Source organism: Streptomyces sp. NBC_00670, from assembly GCF_036226765.1.
Classification (GTDB): Bacteria; Actinomycetota; Actinomycetes; order Streptomycetales; family Streptomycetaceae; genus Streptomyces.
Genome location: NZ_CP109017.1, coordinates 2317733 through 2335836 on the forward strand (window position 1 = coordinate 2317733; position 18104 = coordinate 2335836).

Sequence of the window (18104 nt, forward strand, 5' to 3'; positions counted from 1 at the left end):
CGGCTACGGGCGCCGTCGGGTGACCGCTAGGGTGAAGTGACAACCATGCCCGCGGAGGTGGTGTCCGTGCCCCGGATCGGTATCACCGGGCACCGCTGCGTTCCCGCCGCCGTGCTGCCCGCGGTGCGCGCCGGCATCGTCGCGGAGCTCAAGGAGCTGAGCCAGGAGCCGGCCGCACAGGCGCTCAGCGCGCTGGCCGCCGGCAGCGACCAGCTCTTCGCCCGGCTCGCGCTGGACCACGGCGTCCCGGTGACCGCCGTCATCCCCGGCATGGACTACGAGGCGCACCTCGGCGACGAGCGGGTGCGCGGCGCCTACCGGCTGCTGCTGGCCGCCTGCGCGGAACACGTCCGGCTGCCCCGCGAGCCCACGCACGAGGAGGCGTACTACGCGGCGGGCCGCTGGATCGTCGACCACGCCGACCGGCTGGTCGCCGTCTGGGACGGACGCCCCGCGCGGGGCCTGGGCGGCACCGCGGACGTGGTGGCGTACGCGCGCAGTACGGGCGTACCCGTACGGGTGCTGTGGCGGCCGGGCGTCACCCGCGCGTAAATCGCTGGAGTAGCGCCTTCACGACCCGAACCGCACCAGCCAGTCCGTGTGCTGCGGGCTGCACAGCCGCTCCACGTCCGCGACCGCGTCGGCCCAGCCGTCCTCCGTGACGGTGGTGCCCATCGCGAGCCGCGCGGTGTCCAGATCCTGTTCGATGAGGGCGTGCGCGTACTCCAGCGGGCGGTGCCTGCGCACCTCCTGCCAGGCCACCCCGGCCGCCGCGGCGGCGGAGAACAGCCCGGTCAGGTCCCAGTTGCCGAGCACGCCGTAGGCCCGCAGCGCCGCCGTGACGAGCGCGAGCGCGGTGAGGACGGCGGTCCCGGCGGACCAGCGCGAGGAGGCGCGGTGCGCCTGCGCGGACCGCTTGCCGTACCAGACGAGCTGTTCCAGGACCCGTTCGCGCACGTAGTAGTCGCGCCGCGCCTCGAACGGCTTGGCCCGCACGGTGCGCATCTGCGGGGTGATCTGCTCGGCGATGCGGACGAGCGCGAGCCCTCCGGTGCCGCCGCCGTGGTCCTCCCAGCCGACCTTGCGCAGCTCCCGCAGCCGGTCCGCGAGCCGCTCGGCGAACAGCCCGTCCGGGTCGACGACGCCGGTGTGGAACGGCCCCCCGTGCACCATGTACTGCCAGGCCAGCGACTTGACGACCTCGGCGGCCGCGCGGTGCGCCTGCCAGTGGGCGCGGGCCCTGCGGCGCGCGGTGTAGAGGCCGAGGACGCCCGCGAGCGCGTAGCACAGGGCGGCGAGCGTGGCCCAGAAGCGGCCCGCCCAGTGCTCGGTGAGCGTGGCGGCGGCCGTGCCCGACAGCAGTACGGTCAGCTGGGTGCGGGTGGCCCGGAAGGCCTCGCTCTGCCGGCTCAGCGCCCAGCGGTCGTTCTCGATGAATAGCGGCGGCAGCGCCCTGTCGTCCAGCACGTCGACCAACTCCGTTGTCCGGGCCCCCCGTTGCGGCCTCCGTTCGGACCCACCATGGTCGCGCCGTCGTCGGGCGGGCGCCAGACGTGGACCGGACTAACCATCCGTTCCGGGGACGGCGGGGCGGGCCTCGGTCAGCCACCGCGTGGCGTGGGCGACGGCCGGCGCCAGAGCGAACAGCCGGCCGTCGGCGCCGCCGACCCGCTCCCGGGCGAGGTCACCGGCGGCCTCGTAGGACGCCCCGATGCGGGCGAACGGCGAGGAGTCGAGCCGGACGTCGGTGTACGCGTACCAGGCGCGGCCGCCCCGCCCGTCGCCGACGACGCAGGAGTACGACTGCCGGGGCCGCCCGGGCACCCGGTACTCGGCGAGGTGGAACGCCGTGCACACCTCCCAGCCGACCCCGAGCAGCAGCACCCGCGCGCCTGCCTCCTCCAGGCGGGCCAGCGGGGAGCGTTCGCCGAGGTGGCAGTCGGGTGCGTGGCCGGCGGTGAGCGCGCGGGCGCGGGGCCCGAGGGCGGTGAAGGAGCTCTGCGGGTGCGCGCTGCGCAGGGCGCCGGGCCGCGCCCGTACGGTCTCGGGGAGCACGCCGACGCCGTAGGCGGGGGTGGTGTCCGGGTCGAACGGGGCCATCCCGGCCCGCAGTTGGTCCCACCGTTCCTCGGGGACGGCGTAGCCGCGGGTGTGCGGCCAGCGGGAGGGGTCGGAGTTGTCGGGGGTCTGGGTGTAGACGACGAGGGTGCCGGTGGGGCCGAGGACGTCGAGGAGCGCGTCCACGACGGTTTCGGCGCCGCCCTCGACGGGTCCGAGCGCGCGCAGGGAGGAGTGCACGAGCACCGTGTCCCCGGCGGTGAGCCCGAGGGCCCGCAGGTCGGCGGCGAGGTGAGCGCGGGTGTACAGCGCGGCCCTGGCGGCCGGCCCGGGGTCAGGGCGGCGGGCCGCGCGGCGCAGTGCGGTGACGAACCGCTCCCCGGCGGCCAGGAGTTCACCGCTGTCGAGCAGGGTGCCGGCGGCGGCGTCGGTGTGGCCGCGCCAGGTGTCGTACTCGCGGCGGGCCCGGGCACCGCCGGTGCCGGCGGCGAGTTCGGCGCGCCAGAAGTCGGTGACGCCGAGGTGCGCGTACGTGCCCTGGAGCAGCGCGCCGGCCGGCCGAAGGTCGGGGCGCCAGGGGGCGTGGTAGCGGGCGGCGGTGGGCGGGCCGTGCAGCGGCACCAGGTCGAGCAGCGCGCCGAGCTGGACGTGCAGGAACTCGTGGACGAGGCCGAGGGCGAGCAGGACGGGGTCGTCGGGCAGGGAGGCGGCGACGGCCCCGTACGCGCGCCGGGCGGCGGAGCTGACGCCACCGCCGTCGGGGCCCGGCTCCAGCGGGACGAGGGTGGTCAGACAGGCGGCGACGGCGTCGGCGTGCCAGGGGTGCCGGTGGACGAGGATCCGCCACGCCTCGCCGAGCGTCCGCGCCCAGCGTTCCCGCTCCCGTCCGGTGAGGGGCGGGGCGAGGACGTGCCCGTGGGCGTCGCGGAAGGGGCCGCGGTCGGCGAGCCGTACGTCCAGGACGTGGCCGTCGCACTCGCTGCGCACCCGGGGCCAGGGCGTTCCGTCGGGCGCGTAGGGGGCGCGCACCAGCCGGTCGAACCACGAGGTGTCGGCGCTCTCGCCGCGCTCCGGGGCGGTGAGGGTGCGGGCGACGCCCTCGTCGAGGTAGGGCTGGAGCATGACGTCCCGCCAGGCCGCCGGATCGCGGCGGTTGAGCGCGACGAGCCGCCGGTAGGCGTCCTCGACGGGCTCTCCGACGGCCTCCCGCAGCGCGCGCACCAGCAGCATCCGCTTGCTGAGCTGCCCGTCGCGCAGCAGCGCGACGCGGGACGCGCCGCCGCGGGCGCGGGCCAGCGCGAGGAAGTCCTCACGCCCGACGACATGGCGGGCGAGGTGGTCCGGGGTCTGCCGACGGGTCTCCATGGTGCTCATCGCCCGACCGCCTGAGGGTGTTCCGTGCCGCCGGTGAGCCGGGCGACGTCGCGCCGGACGCGGGCGGCGATGTGGTCGACGAGGAGCGCGAGGTCGTGGCAGTAGACGGACGGCGCGGAGAACGGCGGTGCGGCGCCGGGGTGGTAGCGGTGGGCGTACAGGCCGCCGCCGCAGACGCGGGCGCGGGGGCAGGCGCGGCAGACCGGCCCGAGCCCGGCGGTGCCGCGCTGCCGGGCGCGGAAGGCGGGGTGCAGGGCGGCCTGGGCGAAGGTGTAACGGAACACGTCGAGGCCGGTCTCGGGGGCGCCCGGATAGCTGACCTTGAGCGAGTCGGCCTGCTCGATCGTCCCGTCGGTCTCGACGACGACGAGGTCGACGGGGGTCAGCCCGACCGCCTCGCTGCGTGCCGTGCCGCCGAGCAGCAGCACCATGATCTCCTCGAAGAGCCGGATGCCGGTCTCGCGCACGGGGGCGCCGTACCAGCGGTCGAAGACGGCGCACAGCCAGTCGCCGTAGGGGGTGGGCCCGTAAGGGAGCGCCGGTGGCCGGTCGGGCGGGGTCGTACGGTCCGCCAGTCCCGGCGGTGGGGCGTCCCAGGTGGCGTGCGGCAGCAGCAGGTCGAGGCGGGGCGGGGTGTGCGCGAGCAGCGCCTCGTACGTCCCTACGGGGTCGGCGGCCAGGTCGACGACGCACAGCACACCCGCGTACAGGTGCCGGTGCGGGCCGGCGGCGAGCAGGTCCAGGGCGCGGACGGTGGCGGCGTGGCTGCCGCGGCCGTCGGCCCGGCGGCGGTGCCGGTCGTGGTCGGCGGCGGTCCCGTCGAGGCTGACGCCGACCCGTACGCCGTACCGCTCCAGCACGTCCAGCAGGGCGGGATCCTGCCCCAGCCGCACGCCGTTGGTCTGGAGCACGAAGCGGGGGACGGCGACGCCGTCGAGCGTGTCGGTGAGGATGCCGAGCAGTTCGTCGAGCCGGCGGGCCCCGACGAGCAGCGGCTCCCCGCCGTGCAGCACGACGCGCACCTCGGCCAGGCGGTGCTCGCGGGCGTGCGCGGCGACCAGGGCGGCGGTGCGGCGGACGGTGTCGGGCTCCATGTGGCGGGGGCGGCCGCGCCAGCTCTGGTCGGCGGCCTCGTACATGTAGCAGTAGTCGCAGGCGAGGTCGCAGCGGCTGTGGATCTTCAGCAGGAACTGGCGGAACGGCACGAGGGGTACGTGCCCGGCGGCGGGGTCGTCGTCCGGGCCGCCGGGCCCGGGGCTCAGGGAGCGGGTGGCGTGCATGGGCATCGGTCGCTCTGGTGGGGCGTCAGTGACGGCGTCACCTTACGGGGTCCAAGGACAGGGAGAAGCGCGGGACTTGGCGCACGGGTGAGCCGTCCGCCGTCCGGCTCATGTCGTCGGCGGCTCGATGTCGGAGTCGAGCCGGGCACCGGCGAGCACCGCGCGGGTGGTGGGATGCTCCTCCCCCAGCGTCTCCCGGGCCCGCCGCAGCGCCTCGGCGGCCAGCGCGTCCGCCTCGTCGGTACGGCCGACGGCGCGCAGGCTGAGGGCGAGGTTGGAGGTGACGCCGATGGTGTCGTAGTGGTCGGTGCCGAGCACCTCGACGAAGAAGTCGTGCGCCCGCACGTCCAGTTCGGCGGCGGCCACGAAGCAGCCGGGGTCGGCGGCCCCGGCCAGCGCGAGGTCGTTGGCGTGGTTGACCATGCAGCTGAGGGTGTAGGGATGCTTCTCGCCCAGCACCCGCGTCATCTGCTCCCGCGCCCGCCCCGACATCTCCCGCGCCCGCCCGGTGTGCCCCTCGAGCCGGAGATAGACGGAGAGGTTGTTGGCACAGGCGAGGGAGACGGGGTGCTCGGCGCCGAGGTAGGTCTCGTAACGGGACATGGCACGCTCGGCGAGCTCGACGGCGCGCGCGGTGTTGCCGAGGGCGGCGAGATCGGCGGCGAGGTTGCAGGCGGCGGCGAGGGTGTCGGCGTGCTCGGGGCCGTGGGCGGCGACGTAGCGGTTGTGCAGGTCCTCGTCCATCTCCTTGGCCTGCTGGTACTGACCGTTCCTGCGTAGGGCGACGGCGAGGTTCTTGCGGACGCGCAGGGTGTCGTTGTGGTTCTCGCCGAAGGTCCGCGCACACAACTGCACGGTGTCCTCCAGCAGTTCGAGGGCCGTACGCAGACTGCCTGTCTCCCTCAGATCGCGGGCGTAGTTGTCGGCGCGGGTGAGGGTGTAGGGGTTCTCGGGTCCGTAGGTCTCGCGCTGCTGCCGGTAGACGCCGCGGTGCAGTCGCAAGGCCTCCTGCCGGTCGCCCGCCAGGTATTCCGACATGCCGAGGTTGTTGGTGTACATCGAGGTGCGGGGGTGGTCGTCGCCCAGGACCCGTCGGGCGGCGGCCAGCGTCTCCCGGTCCAGTTCGCGCGCCTCCCGGTAGCGGCCGAGAGCACGCAGGTCGGCGCCCACGCTGCCGGCGACGATCAGGGTGTGGGCGTACTCGGCCCCCCGGGTGCGCCGGAACCGCTCGAAGGTGTCCTGGTCTATCGCGTAGGACTCCAGCAGTCTGCCCTGGGAGCGCAGCAGGTTGCCCTGTTGGGTCCGGAGCATGAGGGTCTGCGGGTCGTCGGGGTGTCCGATGCCACGCTCCTCCCACGTGGCCAGGGTGGTCCCGGCGAGGTCCAGTCCGGCCGTGAACAGACTGCGCTTCCAGAGGTAACGCACCGAATCGGTGATCCATTTACGGACTTCCCGGTCCGGGTTCTTGGCGGCCCGGCACGGCTGCAGATGCGGCAGGAGTTCCGCGTAACGCTCCCAGTTGACTGGTATGTCCGGGTCGCCGGGGGCAGCTTCGACCAGAGCCGCGTGCACCACCGCACGGATCTTGAATCTGTGCTCCTTGGGCACCTGCTCCCGGATGACCGCCTGCACCAGCCGGTGCACGGTGAGAGTGGCACTTGTCTGGTCGCTCCTGGCCAGGCCGAAACGGTTGATGGCGCGCAGCAGCAGCGCGATGGTCATCTCGTCACGCGGATCCCCCTCTCCCAGGGTGAGGGCCTCGGTGACGGCCCGGCCGTAGAGCAGGCGCATGGGGATGGGATCGGGGCCGAAAAAGGCGCAGATCTCCAGCATCTCGGCAGCCGGCGGGTTGACCCGGCGCAGTTCGTCCACGGCCAGTCGCCACGTCGCCGCGGCGGAACGCGGATAGTCCCGCTCGGGCAGTCGGGTGTCGTTCAGGACCTCGGTGAGGCGGTCGTCGAGCAGGGAGAGGTAGGTCGACACCGGCATGCTGCCGTCGCTGAGCCAGACGGCGGCCTGGCCGACCGCGAGCGGCAGATCGCCGAGCCGGACGGCGACCTGCTCGGCCTCGGGCGCCGGCAGCCGGGGGTTAAGCCGGTGGAGCAGTTCCAGGCTCTCGCGGCGCTGGAAGACGTCGACGTCGATGAGACCGGCGCTGTTGACCCAGGTCCGGTCACGGGAGGTGATCAGGACGTGGCCGCCGGACGGCCCGCCGGGCAGGAACTCCTCGAGCACTTCGGGCCGTCCGGCGTTGTCGAGAATGAGCAGCCAGCGCTTGTACGGCCGGCCCTCCCGCAGTGCGCGCAACACGGCCTCCGCCGTGCTGGCCGTGTCCTCCCCGCCCTCGATCCCCAACTGGGGGGCGAGGTCGGCCAGTGCCGGGCGGATCAGGTGGGGCTGGGCCGCGGGCAGCCACCACACCACGTCGTAGGCGGCCTTGAAACGGTAGGCGTACTCCTGGGCGATCTGTGTCTTGCCCACCCCTCCCAGCCCGTACAGGACCTGGGGCACCTGCCGGGATCCGGTGGCGAATCGGTCACGCAGTTCTTCGAGGAGGGGGCCGCGTCCGGTGAAGGCGACATTGCGTGAGGGGACACGCCACACGGTCGGCGTGGCGGCCGGGAACGGCGGTGGGATCGCGCCTGCGGCCGGGGGACGCGGTGTCGAGGCCGAACCGACGGCCTCCAGCAGCCTGCGGGCGGCATCCTCCGGACCGCAGCGAGTCAGGTCGGTGCTGAGACGGTCGTCGAAGAGTCCGTCGGTGGGACCGGAGCCGTCCGTCTCCTGGACGCGGACCGCCACCAGCGCCGGCACTCCGGCCGACTCGCGGCTGGTCACCCGGGCCCACACATCGGCGGCGCGCGGCTGATGGACGTAGTCCGGGGAGAGCAGCGCGAGGAGCCGGCCCCGTCGCTCAAGCACGGCGGTCGCCTCGGCGGGGATGCTTTTCAGGGACTCCACGGTGCCGTGCAGGGACACCCGGTACCCGGCCGCCTGGAGATGGCCGGCCGCCCACTCGGCCCACATCCGGTCGGTCGGGGCGTAACTGATGTAGAAGCGGGGCGGCACCGCGCGCGGGTCACGCCGGTACTCGGCGTTGAGCAGTCGCCGCTCCTCGGCGGGTTGCGGCTGCAGGCCGCGCACCTGGCCGTCGGTGATCCACGCGGTGAGCCGTTCGAACGCGGCCAGCAGGGAACCCGCCTGCAGCGGGCGGTCGCCCACGGTGGCCGGGATCTCGGCATAGGCGTAGTAGGTCTTGTAGGGGATCTCCACCTCCCCCCAGTACTTCTCCCGCTTGTCCTTGTCCAGCCAGGAGAGGTACGGCGCGAACGCGGCCCGCGCGGAGTCCCTGCCCTGCTGGAGCAGTTCCTGCTCGGCGTCCTCGACCCGCATCGGCACCGGCAGGATCCGCACCGGGTGCGGGGCGGACGTGGTCACCGAGGCGGCGACCTCGGCGCAGCCGTCGATGCTCTGCAGGTTCAGCGCGAAGCCGTTCACCAGCACGTCGGGCAGCAGCATGGTGCAGATGCCGGAGGTGTCGCTGACGCCGGTGCGGCTGTCGATGAGGATGTAGTCGTACTCGGCCTTCATCTCCTCGCGCAGCACCTGGAGGAAGGAGCCGCCGCCGAGCCGGTCGTAGAAGCGGTGCCAGTCGAAGGTGGTGACGGCGGCGGAGTAGGAGGCGCTCTGCCGGCCGGCCGGGAGGAAGTCCAGGCGCCCACCGGGCGGCAGGGTCAGATCGAGCCCGGTGGTGTACGGGCGCAGGCGGGCGCAGGAGCGCAGCCACTCCTCGCTCTCGATGACCGTGTCCCCCGCCGCGACGGAGCCGTCCGCGGGCGGGGCGGGCTCCCCCGAGCCCATGACCTGCCCGACGTAGGACGTCATCATGTTCATCAGGCCGTTGCTGCGCCGCAGTTCGGAGTCGACGAACAGTGGCCGCAGGTACCGGTGCAGGCCGGGAGCCTCAAGGTCCCAGTCGACGAGCAGCACCCTCAGGCCGTTGCTGGCCAGGATCCAGCCGACGTTGACCAGTGCCATGGTGCGTCCCGTTCCACCCTTGTACGAGTAGAACGTCACTATCCGCCCGTTGCGTCGGGTACCGGCCTCAGTCGTCATCGTCGGGGTCCTCTGCGAGGGGAGGGGGCTGCGCGGGGACGTTGAGTCCCGGCATCGGCGGTGCGGGCGGTCCGGCGGGCAGCCGTCGGGGAACGGCGTTCTCCATCAGCCGGCTCTGTGCCACGATCACCATCTCGGCGAGCCGGTCGTCGAAGTGTTCCTTGTCCACCTGGACCCGGAAGAGACGGTCGTACGGGTCGTTGCGCCGCATCCAGTTGCGCTGGAACACCTGGCGCACGTCCTCCCACAGTCCGCCGTCGCCGGACTCGTCGTCCGACTGGTGAAAGGGCATCAGAACCCCGGTGAGAGGGTGGTTCTGCCGGTCGTAGTCGGACAGCGGCGCGCGGTACGGCGCGCCGCGCGCGGCCCAGGCGTCGACCAGCAGCACGCTGGGCTGGTTCTCCCCCATCGCCTCGTCGAGCTTGCTGCCGAGCGTGTCGTCGACGACCTCGATGCTGGAGGTGTACTCCTCCTCGAGGATCACCCGCTGGGCGCGGTGCGCCACGGTGGGGTGGACCGGCGGGTGATAGGGCGTCCAGTCGAGTGGTGAGCGGCCGTAGTACTCGTGCCGCCGCCGGCCGGCGGGAAGGGCGTCGGTTGCCCCCGCCGCCACGAAGAGACGTACGTGGCCGGTGCTCCGTCCAGTCGGTGCCACCGTGCTCTGGGCCGGAAAGGGACTGCGCACGGCACCCAGATCGAGTCCCTTGACCGTGGGCAGACGGAATGATCCGGCGGCGTACTGCACACGTCTGGCGATGAGCCGCAATGCTCTCCGGTACGCGGCGGGGTCACCGCGCAGCAGGCTCATCAGGCCCTGCTCGGCGTACTCCCGGCCCAGCTCGTGCTCGGAGTACTGGTAACGGCTGATCACCTCGGGGACCGGACCGCGCAGCGGGGCCCAGACGACGGGGATCAGGGCGCGTGCGTCGATGTCGGTGCGTGCCTGGTAGTTCTCCAGACGGGACTGGAAGGCCGCCCATTCCTTGCCGCAGTAGAGGCTGTGCACGTAGGAGGGGGAACACAGGGCGACCATGGCGCGGCAGTGCCCCACTTCCCGGCCGAGCGTGCGTTCCCAGTCCGCACCGAGGGCCAGCCGCTCCACGTCCCGGAAGGGCCGCTGTCTGCTGCAGTCCTCTCCCAGACGGTCCAGTTCGGCCACGAGGTCCTCGTAGAAACGGCTCACGAAGACGTCGTCGCGGTCGTCCTGGCGCGCATAGCTGAGGAAGAAGTACGACTCCAGCTCCAAGGGCACCCCCCAACCCCCACCGCCCCTCACTCGGCCACCGACGGCTCGCCGGGCCAGGGACACGTACGCGGCACCTTCATACCCATGCCGCTCATTGCTCTACCCTCACCGGGCCTGCACCGGTGGGCAATTGACGGTATGCCGGGTGACCGGGCAACGCCAGAGTCCGTCGCGGGAGAACCTAGAGGGCCGACTCGAAGGCCGCGAACGGCTCCGCCGACGGCTGTCGCAGTTCCCGCAGTACCGCCGTCAGCGCCGTCTCCGGCAGTGTGTCGAGCGTGTCCATGGGCACGTGGGCGACATCCACCAGAACCGAGGCGTACTCGGAATCGCTCGTGTCCATCAGCACGTACGTGCCCTTCCCTGGAGGCGTGCGTGCACGCGTGTCGTACGGTGCCGCGCCGGGGTCCGGGCAACGGCAGAACTATAGAGGAACGCACCCTCCGTCGAGCCCTCGGGACCGGTGTCGTGCGGGCGGCGCGCACACGTGTCCGAACGGTGTCCGGAACGTACCGGACGAGTCGTCTGATGCCATTGTCACCGCGGGGGCGCGTCCCGCACGCCGGGCGCCCCTCCCGGCAGTGGGAAAGGACGCCGCCGAGGGCGCCGACCGGGTCGGCCTCCGGAACGGTCCGGGTGACCGTCGTCCACCGGCCGGCGCCGGCGGGCAGGGCGACGGGCGTGGTCCGGGTCGCCCGGTGGCCGTCGTCCCGGACGAACGGGGTGACCGCCGTGCCCGGTCGGTCGGCGTACACGTGGTAGGTGGCCGTCGCGCCGGGCGCGCGGGAGCCGAGGTCACGGTTGGTGCCGACGCCCGTGCGGCCGTCCGGGCTCGGGGCGAACCGCAGGGCGTGCGTGCCCTCGTAGGCGGGTCGGTGGTGACGACGGGGTCGGCGTCGCCGTAGCAGCCCGACCGGACCTGCGTCGTACCGTCCTCGAAGCCCGCCCTCACACCGCCCGGGGTGGGCGGTCCGGAGGCGTCGGGCTGTCCCGCCCCCTCCCGCCGTCCCACCGCAGGTGTCCTCCCCTTCGGTGTGTCACAGGAACGTGGTCCGCCCGGTGGGAACTTCACGCCGCTGCCACTGCCATGTCACGGGAGTGTCGTGACGGCACCCGCGACGCAACGGTGCCGACCGGGCCGCCCGTCTAGGGGGACGGAAAGCCACCCGGGCCCGAACGGCCGACCCAGCCCCACACGAGGACGGACACGACAATGCGCACTCGGAAGATCTCGATCCTGACCATGACCGCGGTGGCCCTCGGCCTGTCCCTGACGGCCTGCAACGGTGACGACATGGCCAGTGCGCCCTCCGCCGCCACGGGCAAGCCAGCGGCCACGAGCACCGCGCAGTCCGACGGGGCGTCGGGCAAGGGAACGTCGTCGGGTACGTCGTCGGGCAAGTCCGCGGGCACGCCCGCCAAGTCCGGCATGAAGTGCACGGACCAGATCGACTACGCCGACGACTCCCGCTCCAACGCCGAGATCAACTCCATCGGCGCGGACACGGGCACCTGTCCGCCGGTCCAGAAGTCGCCGTCCGACGTGAAGTGCACGGACCAGATCGACTACGCGGGCGACTCCCGTTCGAACGCCGAGATCAACTCCATCGGCGCGGACACCGGCACCTGCCCGCCCGTCGAGAAGTCCGACAAGTCCGCGGGTACGCCGAAGGACCCGGACACGAAGTGCACCGACCAGATCAACTACGCCGACGACTCGCGTTCCAACGCCGAGATCAACTCCATCGGCGAGGAGACGGGCACGTGCCCGCCGGTCCTCCAGCAGAAGTGACGTCCCCCGGACCCGCCGCCTGACGGAGCCCCTGTCCCCGTCAGGCGCCCGCAGTGGTGGGGCGGGTGGGACTCGAACCCACGGCCGGCGGATTATGAGTCGCCGGCACACCCGATACGGTTCGTCCCGTGCGCTGTCACCCCGTGACGCCCTGATCCGAGGCGTTCGGCCGAGCAGCGGCCGAGCAGGAAGGACTTCCTCGCGTAGATCGAAGGCCTGATCCGCTCCCTCGGCCATAGGGCCCCCAGATCTTCCTCTCACGGTGTTTTCCTCGCTCGGGGGGCCAGGTACGCCGCCTTCTCCGCGATCTCCAGCTCAACCTCCCGGAGCAGGGATGCGTAGGTGTCCGAAAGGTCCACGCCGACCAGAAGGCGTGATGGGCGAGCACGCCTGACCGGGGACCGATCGAACCCATGTCCGGGGCGGAGCTCGCGATCTCCGCTGGTCCGAGTCAAGTACTGCGCTCGTGGCACCTCTGAGGCGCCCTTTGGGTGATCTCTGGCGAGACACTGAAGCCCCGGTCTCCCTAGCGGAAAGCCGGGGCCTTTTTTTCGTTCCGGCTACTTGAGCGGCAGGTCCGCGAGCATGACGGCGTAGACCGGGGAGTCGGGGAAGGGCTGCCGCTCTCCGACCTTGCGGAAGCCCCAGGACTCGTAGAGACCTTGAACTCGCGGGTGCTCGGTATCGACCAGGAGGACGGCGAGGTCTTCGTCCCGGTCCTCCAGGAGAGCCCGGGTGACCAACTCCGCCGTTCCGGTCTTGCGGTACTTCGTTCGGACGGCCAGCTCCGAGTAGGAGAAGGTCCGGTCCGTCTCCGGGGCGGGATCGAGGTGCTCGCGCCACCACTCCCGCTTCGGGGTTGCCGGGGCTCCGTAGGCGAAGGCCACCGGTTCCCCGGCGTCGAAAGCGATCACGCAGGCGAAGCCGGGGTTGCCGCCCCAGTGATCCACGAACCAGGGGAAGCGCTGGTTGAACTCGTCGTCCATCGCATCGGCGTAGGCGTCGGCGTGCACGTCGATCAGTGCCTGGCGGATCTGCGGGAGATCCGCGTGGCTGAAGCGGCGGACGTCCAGACCGTTGGCGCTCAAGCTCGCCTCCAATGCGTGCGGTAGCGGTCTCCCCACTCTTGTGCGACCGTCGCGTCCGGCGCAAGCGTGATCAGGTCTCGGTAGTAGTCGCCGAGCAGGGAACGCATCCGTCCCGGGAGCGCTGAGTCCGCCATCAGCTCGAACACGCCGGAGGCCGTGGCGCACGCCTGGTCGATGTCGCGCTGGTGGAGCTGGGCCAGGGCGAGTCGCGCGGTGGCCAGAGCGCGGTTTCTGCGGAAGTGCTCCGGGATGGTGGCCAGGGCCTGATGGGATGCGGCCTCGGACTCGGCGGCATCCCCGATCCTGTCCCGGACGATCGCGGTCATGGCCGTCAGTTCAGCCGGCCCGTAGAGCGCCACCCAGCTCGGGCGAGGTTCGGATCCGTCCACCTTGCTCAGAGCCTCCTGGGCATGTCCCAGGGAGCGCAGGGCGGCCTGACGGTCCTTGAGGTTGGAGTGGCCGATGGCCGTACGCGCGTGGGCCAGGGAGGCGTAGAACGGGTCCCGTCTGGTGAGGGAGGTGGCCTGGGCGGCCTGGGCGGAGTCGACGGCATCAGTGTGCTCTCCGCGCTGGTGGGCGAGCATGGCGTAGGAGTTCCAGACCCTCAGTTCCACGACGGAGTCCTGAGCCATCCCTGCCAGGTACAGGGCTTTGCCCAGCAGGGCGGAAGCGCGGTCCGACCGGCGTGCGTCCAGGGCGCTCCAGGCGGCCGTGGCGGTGTAGTCGGCGGCGACGGAGAACAACCGGAGGCGAATGCGCTGGGTGGCCCCGAGCTTCTGCTTCTCCAGGGCTTCGGCCGCTCCCGCCAGCGCCGCCCGTTCCAGTCCTTCGTGGCCTCCCTGGGTGTCGTCCAGGGCCATCAGGGCGTCCAGGCCGCTGCGCAGACGGATGACGTCCGAGGTGCCCACTCGGGGTGGAGCACCGTGGAAAGCGCTCACGACGGAGGCGGCCGTACCTGTTGTGCTGGTGAGGAAGTTCCTGCGTCTCACGGATGCCTCCGGGTCGCTGGTACGAGATCCCGTCGGCGGGCAGAAGCCCAGCTCTTCGGCCGTACAGCCGAATACTGCCTCCAGTGCCTCACGCTGCCGGGGGTAGGGCCAGCGGGTCTTTCCGGTCAGCCAGTTGCGAACAGTCCGGTCACTCACCGTCCCGTCATGGCCTTGCGAGCGCAGGCGCTCGTTGACGGTCTCGGCCAACTCGGTCTGACGGAAGCCCGCTTCCCGCATGGCGCCGGCCAGGCTCGTGTTCCCCTCCATGCATCCACGGTGGTTACTGACGCCGCGTCAGTTCAGGCGCTAACCCTGGAATTTCCGCTTGAGGGTGACGAACATCCGACGGACTTTTCCTCCTCGTGGCAAAGGAGCGGTCGTTGACTGAACCGAGGCCGTCGTACGCCGACTCCCCCAGAGGTTCAGATGATCGTGTCAGCGAAACCCCACCACACCGGCCACCCCGGGTACTCCGAGACCCTGCCGAATCTGGAGGAGAGCGCCGAGGCGGCCCGGGACGTGCTGCTCTTCCCCGAGGGCTCGGACCTCCAGACCCTGGACGACCTCCCGCCGGGAGCCGCCGTGGCCACCTCGGCCGTGCGGCGCAAGGCGCAGATCAACCGCGTCCGCCCGGACCTCAGCGTCGTCCGCGTGCGCGGGGCGGTGGGGACCCGGATCGAGAAGCTCGACGGCGCCAAGAAGATCGACACCAAGCTGGACGCCATGATCCTGGCGACCTCCGGCCTGGAACGGCTGGGGCTGTCCCACCGTGGCCGTCAGGTCTTCTCCGTCCACGAGATGCTCCCCGCCGTCGGCGCGGGCGTGCTGGGCCTGGAGTGCCGTCAGGACGACGGTCCCGTGGCGGGCCTGCTGGCGTCCTTGAACCACGAGCAGACGATGACCGAGGTCACCGCCGAGCGCGTGATGCTCCACGGCCTGCGAGGCCACTGCAACTCCCCCATCGCCGGGCACTGCGTCACCGAGCCCGACGGGCAACTGTCCTTGCGGGGCATGGTCTTCTCCCGCGACGGCTCGAAGTTCGTCCACGCCCACATCTGGGGCGAGTCCAGCAACGACCCCGGCACCCTCGGAGCACGCGTCTCCGCCGAACTCCTGCGTCAAGGAGCGAGAGACATCATCGTGGGCATCCCGCACTGAGGAGCATGAGCGTGCACAGCAGCGCGTTTCCGTGGCTGAGTGGCCTCACGGACGAGGCGGCCTACGAGTGTACTGAAGGCAGCTCAGGACGCCGGAACACGCGGTCGGGGCTCTTCGTATGTAGGGAGAACAGTCTCACGGGGCGGTCCAGGCTCGGCATGGGGCCGGGAGCGAAGATGCCCCCGGCCTCAGAGCTTCGGACGAGCAGTGATCTCTCGACAGCTCGGCCGAGCATCGGCCGAGCTACTGATCTTCGCGGGCGCGCGGCGTCCGAAGAGCCGAGCTTGAGTGGGGCGGGTGGGACTCGAACCCACGGCCGGCGGATTATGAGTCCGCTGCTCTAACCGGCTGAGCTACCGCCCCGTTGCGGCGCGTCGCGTACATGTGTGCGCGCCGTCTGCCGCAGCATAGCCGCTCATACGATCTCCTGCTCCAGGTGGGCGGGCGCTCGGCGACCTTGCTGTCCTTGGAGACTCCGCGGCGGCCCGCGCGGTTCCCGGAACGTCAACCGGACGTGCGGCCGGACCCGGAATCGGCCGCCGGGACGTGCCTTCGGCCGGACATGAAAAAGGACCCCTGAAGGGTCCTCGTTCAGCATGCTCCCCCGACTGGACTCGAACCAGTAACCTGCCGGTTAACAGCCGGCTGCTCTGCCAATTGAGCTACGGAGGATTGAGCTCCCCCGACTGGACTCGAACCAGTAACCTGCCGGTTAACAGCCGGCTGCTCTGCCAATTGAGCTACGGAGGAATGCCTCGTCGCATCGAACGTAGCTACCCGGGTAGCCGCCCCGGAGGGCGCGCGTTCGCTGCGACACATACATTAGCGCAAGCAGGGGGGTGCTTCGCCAATCGGTATCCCCCACGACCGGCGCCCGCGCAAGGACCGGGACGCAAGAGCAAGGGAAGGGTGGCCGTCATGCGCTATCGGCTGACGTTCGTGGTCGGGCTGGCCGTGGGCTACGTACTGGGCACACGGGCCGGACGCGAGCGTTACGAGCAGCTGAAGAAGTCGGCACGGCGGGTGGCGCAGAACCCCGCGGTGCGCAACACCGCCGAATCCGCCGCCCAGCAGGGCCGGGAATTCGCCGGCAAGGCCTACGGCGCGGTGAGCGACAAGGTGGGTGACCGCATGCCGGACTCGGTGAGCCGCCGGGTCCAGTCGCTGCGCGACCGCAGCACGGCCGGCTCCGGCCGCGACGACTGGGGCACGAGCACGACGTAACCCCACGGCGGGCAGCCGCGGTAGTACCGGGCCCGGGGCGCGGGCGGCGGGGATGGCCAGGGCCACCCCTCCCGTTCACACCCCGGGCCCGCCCGCGTACCGGCCCCGCCGCAGCCCGGGAACCGGACGAACCGCCCCGGAAGCCGGACGAACCGCCCCGGGGGGCGGCGCGGCCCGTCGTGGGCGTGCGGCACAATTCCGCCATGGGGATAGTCGCCGGGTTGGACAGTTCGCCCGATTTCACTCGTATCGTCGTGTGTGACACGGACACGGGGGCCGTGCTCAGGCAGGGGTACGCGCCACATCCGCTGGAGGCGCGAGAGGGCGGCGGACGTCCTTCCGACGTCGATCCGCAGGCCTGGCTGCTCTCCCTCGGCGACGCGGCGAGCGGCGGTCTCCTCGAGGGAGTGCAGGCCATCGGCGTCTCCGCGCAGGCCGGCGCGGTGGTGCCGCTCGACTCCCAGGGCGGCACCGTCCGCCCGGCGCTCGTCGGCGGCGACAAGCGGGCCCAGGTCGCGGCCGCCGATCTGATCGACGCGCTCGGCGGACGGCAGGCGTGGGCGCAGTCGGTGGGCTGTGTGCCGGGTGCCGCGCAGCCGGTGACGAAGCTGCGCTGGCTGGCCAAGACCGAACCCGAGAACGCCGCGCGCACCGCCATGCTGCTCCAGGCGCACGACTGGCTGGTGTGGCAGCTGCTCGGCCGGCCGGTGCGCCGGACCACGGACCGGGGCGGCGCCTCGGGCACCGGCTACTGGTCGGCGGCGAGCGGCGCGTACCGGCCGGACCTGGTGGAACTCGCGCTCGGCCACCAGGCGATGCTGCCCGAGGTGCTCGGCCCCGCCGACGCGGCCGGGCACACCCCGGAGGGGCTGCTGATCTCGGCGGGGACCGGCGAGACGATGGCCGCCGCGTTCGGGCTCGGCATCGGCCTCGGCGACGCGGTGGTGTCGCTGGGCGCCTCCGGTTCGGTGATGGCCGTGCACCCCGAGGCCCTGGTGGACCCGTCGGGGATGATCACCTCGCTCGCGGACGCCACCGGGATGCATCTGCCGGTGGTCACCACCACCAACGCCGTACGGGCGCTGCGCGGCGCCGCCGATCTGCTCGGCGTGCCGGATCTGGAGGCACTGTCGGAGCTGGCGATGAAGTCGACGCCCGGTTCGCACGGCCTCGTCCTGCTGCCCTATCTGGAGGGCGAGCGCACGCCGAGCCTGCCGCACACCGCGGGCACGCTGGCGGGGCTGCGGCGGGAGTCGATGAAGCCGGAGCACCTGGCGCGGGCGGCATTCGAGGGGATGCTGTGCGGGCTCGCGGACGCGCTGGACGTGCTGCGCGGGCGCGGCGTGGAGGTGCGCCGGGTGTTCCTGCTCGGGGCCGCCGCCGAACTGCCCGCCGTCCAGGCGGCGGCGCCCTCGCTGTTCGCCGCGCAGGTCGTCGTCCCCCAGCCGGCCGACTACGCGGCGATCGGTTCCGCCCGGCAGGCGGCCTGGGCGCTGGGCGCCTCGCAGGGCACGCTCGACCCGCGCACTCCGCCGGTGTGGCAGGGCGCGGCGGCGCAGGTGCTGGAGGCGGGCGAGGATCTGGCGGTGGGTCAGGCGGTGCGCCAGCAGTACGTGTCGGTGCGCGAACAGACCCATCCCGGGGCGTTCCGGGCGTGAGGCGCGCGGGAAGCCGCGGAGACCGTGCCATGTGGCGTACGTCTCACGGCTGAATCCGTGCACCTACCCGCGCCGCAGTCGGATTAATCGCTTGAGGTAACACGGGTGGAGTGTTCGACGA

The 18104-nt window shown here is 72.1% G+C and carries 13 protein-coding genes, 3 tRNA genes and 1 pseudogene; 5 read left to right on the forward strand and 12 right to left on the reverse strand.

Going from position 1 to position 18104, the window contains the following annotated elements; genetic code table 11:
• Nucleotides 1–66: 66 nt before the first annotated feature.
• A complete protein-coding gene (locus OIE12_RS10335) occupies nt 67–552 on the forward strand; it encodes a hypothetical protein (RefSeq protein WP_329133995.1) in 486 nt (161 codons plus the stop codon).
• 18 nt (nt 553–570) lie between these two features.
• Here the strand turns inward: OIE12_RS10335 and OIE12_RS10340 are convergent, their stop codons facing one another.
• The 7 genes and pseudogenes from OIE12_RS10340 to fxsA all read right to left on the reverse strand — a co-directional run bounded on the left by OIE12_RS10340 (nt 571) and on the right by fxsA (nt 10417).
• Nucleotides 571–1464: a DUF4231 domain-containing protein gene (locus tag OIE12_RS10340; protein ID WP_329141837.1), complete on the reverse strand. Its 894-nt coding sequence runs from the start codon at nt 1462–1464 to the stop codon at nt 571–573.
• 99 nt (nt 1465–1563) lie between these two features.
• Complete coding sequence (locus OIE12_RS10345; RefSeq protein WP_329141839.1) at nt 1564–2367, reverse strand: aminoglycoside N(3)-acetyltransferase; 804 nt, start codon at nt 2365–2367, stop codon at nt 1564–1566.
• Between the two features lie 60 nt (nt 2368–2427).
• A pseudogene (locus tag OIE12_RS10350) lies at nt 2428–3432 on the reverse strand (aKG-HExxH-type peptide beta-hydroxylase); the annotation flags it as partial.
• Nucleotides 3429–4718: an FxsB family cyclophane-forming radical SAM/SPASM peptide maturase gene (locus OIE12_RS10355; protein ID WP_329133998.1), complete on the reverse strand. Its 1290-nt coding sequence runs from the start codon at nt 4716–4718 to the stop codon at nt 3429–3431. The gene OIE12_RS10355 and the pseudogene OIE12_RS10350, both read right to left, overlap by 4 nt.
• A gap of 102 nt (nt 4719–4820) precedes the next feature.
• On the reverse strand, nt 4821–8828 hold the full coding sequence (fxsT, locus tag OIE12_RS10360) for an FxSxx-COOH system tetratricopeptide repeat protein (protein WP_329134000.1): 4008 nt from the start codon (nt 8826–8828) through the stop codon (nt 4821–4823).
• Nucleotides 8818–10080: a TIR-like protein FxsC gene (locus OIE12_RS10365; RefSeq protein ID WP_329134002.1), complete on the reverse strand. Its 1263-nt coding sequence runs from the start codon at nt 10078–10080 to the stop codon at nt 8818–8820. The genes fxsT and OIE12_RS10365 overlap by 11 nt, the downstream gene beginning before the upstream one ends.
• Nucleotides 10081–10255: 175 nt before the next feature.
• A complete protein-coding gene (fxsA, locus tag OIE12_RS10370) occupies nt 10256–10417 on the reverse strand; it encodes an FxSxx-COOH cyclophane-containing RiPP peptide (protein ID WP_329134004.1) in 162 nt (53 codons plus the stop codon).
• Nucleotides 10418–11287: 870 nt separating this feature from the next.
• On the opposite strand from fxsA, the gene OIE12_RS10375 reads away from it, so the two are divergent.
• Nucleotides 11288–11866 carry a hypothetical protein gene (locus OIE12_RS10375; protein WP_329134006.1) on the forward strand — a complete coding sequence of 193 codons (579 nt, stop codon included), beginning with the start codon at nt 11288–11290 and terminating at the stop codon, nt 11864–11866.
• 560 nt (nt 11867–12426) lie between these two features.
• Here the strand turns inward: OIE12_RS10375 and OIE12_RS10380 are convergent.
• On the reverse strand, nt 12427–12954 hold the full coding sequence (locus OIE12_RS10380) for a GNAT family N-acetyltransferase (protein WP_329134009.1): 528 nt from the start codon (nt 12952–12954) through the stop codon (nt 12427–12429).
• Nucleotides 12951–13862 (reverse strand): hypothetical protein, encoded by a 912-nt coding sequence (locus tag OIE12_RS10385; protein ID WP_329134011.1) that lies wholly within the window; start codon nt 13860–13862, stop codon nt 12951–12953. Before OIE12_RS10385 ends, OIE12_RS10380 begins: the two co-directional genes overlap by 4 nt.
• Before the next feature lie 513 nt (nt 13863–14375).
• Here OIE12_RS10385 and hemC point away from each other — a divergent pair.
• Nucleotides 14376–15101 carry a hydroxymethylbilane synthase gene (gene hemC, locus OIE12_RS10390; protein ID WP_329134013.1) on the forward strand — a complete coding sequence of 242 codons (726 nt, stop codon included), beginning with the start codon at nt 14376–14378 and terminating at the stop codon, nt 15099–15101.
• Nucleotides 15102–15390: 289 nt separating this feature from the next.
• On the opposite strand, the gene OIE12_RS10395 is transcribed toward hemC, so the two are convergent.
• The 3 genes from OIE12_RS10395 to OIE12_RS10405 all read right to left on the reverse strand — a co-directional run bounded on the left by OIE12_RS10395 (nt 15391) and on the right by OIE12_RS10405 (nt 15851).
• Nucleotides 15391–15464 (reverse strand) — tRNA-Ile (locus OIE12_RS10395).
• 236 nt (nt 15465–15700) lie between these two features.
• Nucleotides 15701–15773: transfer RNA gene (locus OIE12_RS10400), tRNA-Asn, on the reverse strand.
• A 5-nt stretch (nt 15774–15778) separates the two neighbouring features.
• Nucleotides 15779–15851 (reverse strand) — tRNA-Asn (locus OIE12_RS10405).
• A 168-nt stretch (nt 15852–16019) separates the two neighbouring features.
• Here OIE12_RS10405 and OIE12_RS10410 point away from each other — a divergent pair.
• Nucleotides 16020–16325 carry a YtxH domain-containing protein gene (locus OIE12_RS10410; RefSeq protein ID WP_329134014.1) on the forward strand — a complete coding sequence of 102 codons (306 nt, stop codon included), beginning with the start codon at nt 16020–16022 and terminating at the stop codon, nt 16323–16325.
• Nucleotides 16326–16528: 203 nt separating this feature from the next.
• The gene (locus OIE12_RS10415) at nt 16529–17983 is read left to right on the forward strand and encodes a xylulokinase (RefSeq protein WP_329134016.1); all 1455 of its coding nucleotides are present in this window, start codon (nt 16529–16531) and stop codon (nt 17981–17983) included.
• The last annotated feature ends 121 nt before the right edge of the window (nt 17984–18104 follow it).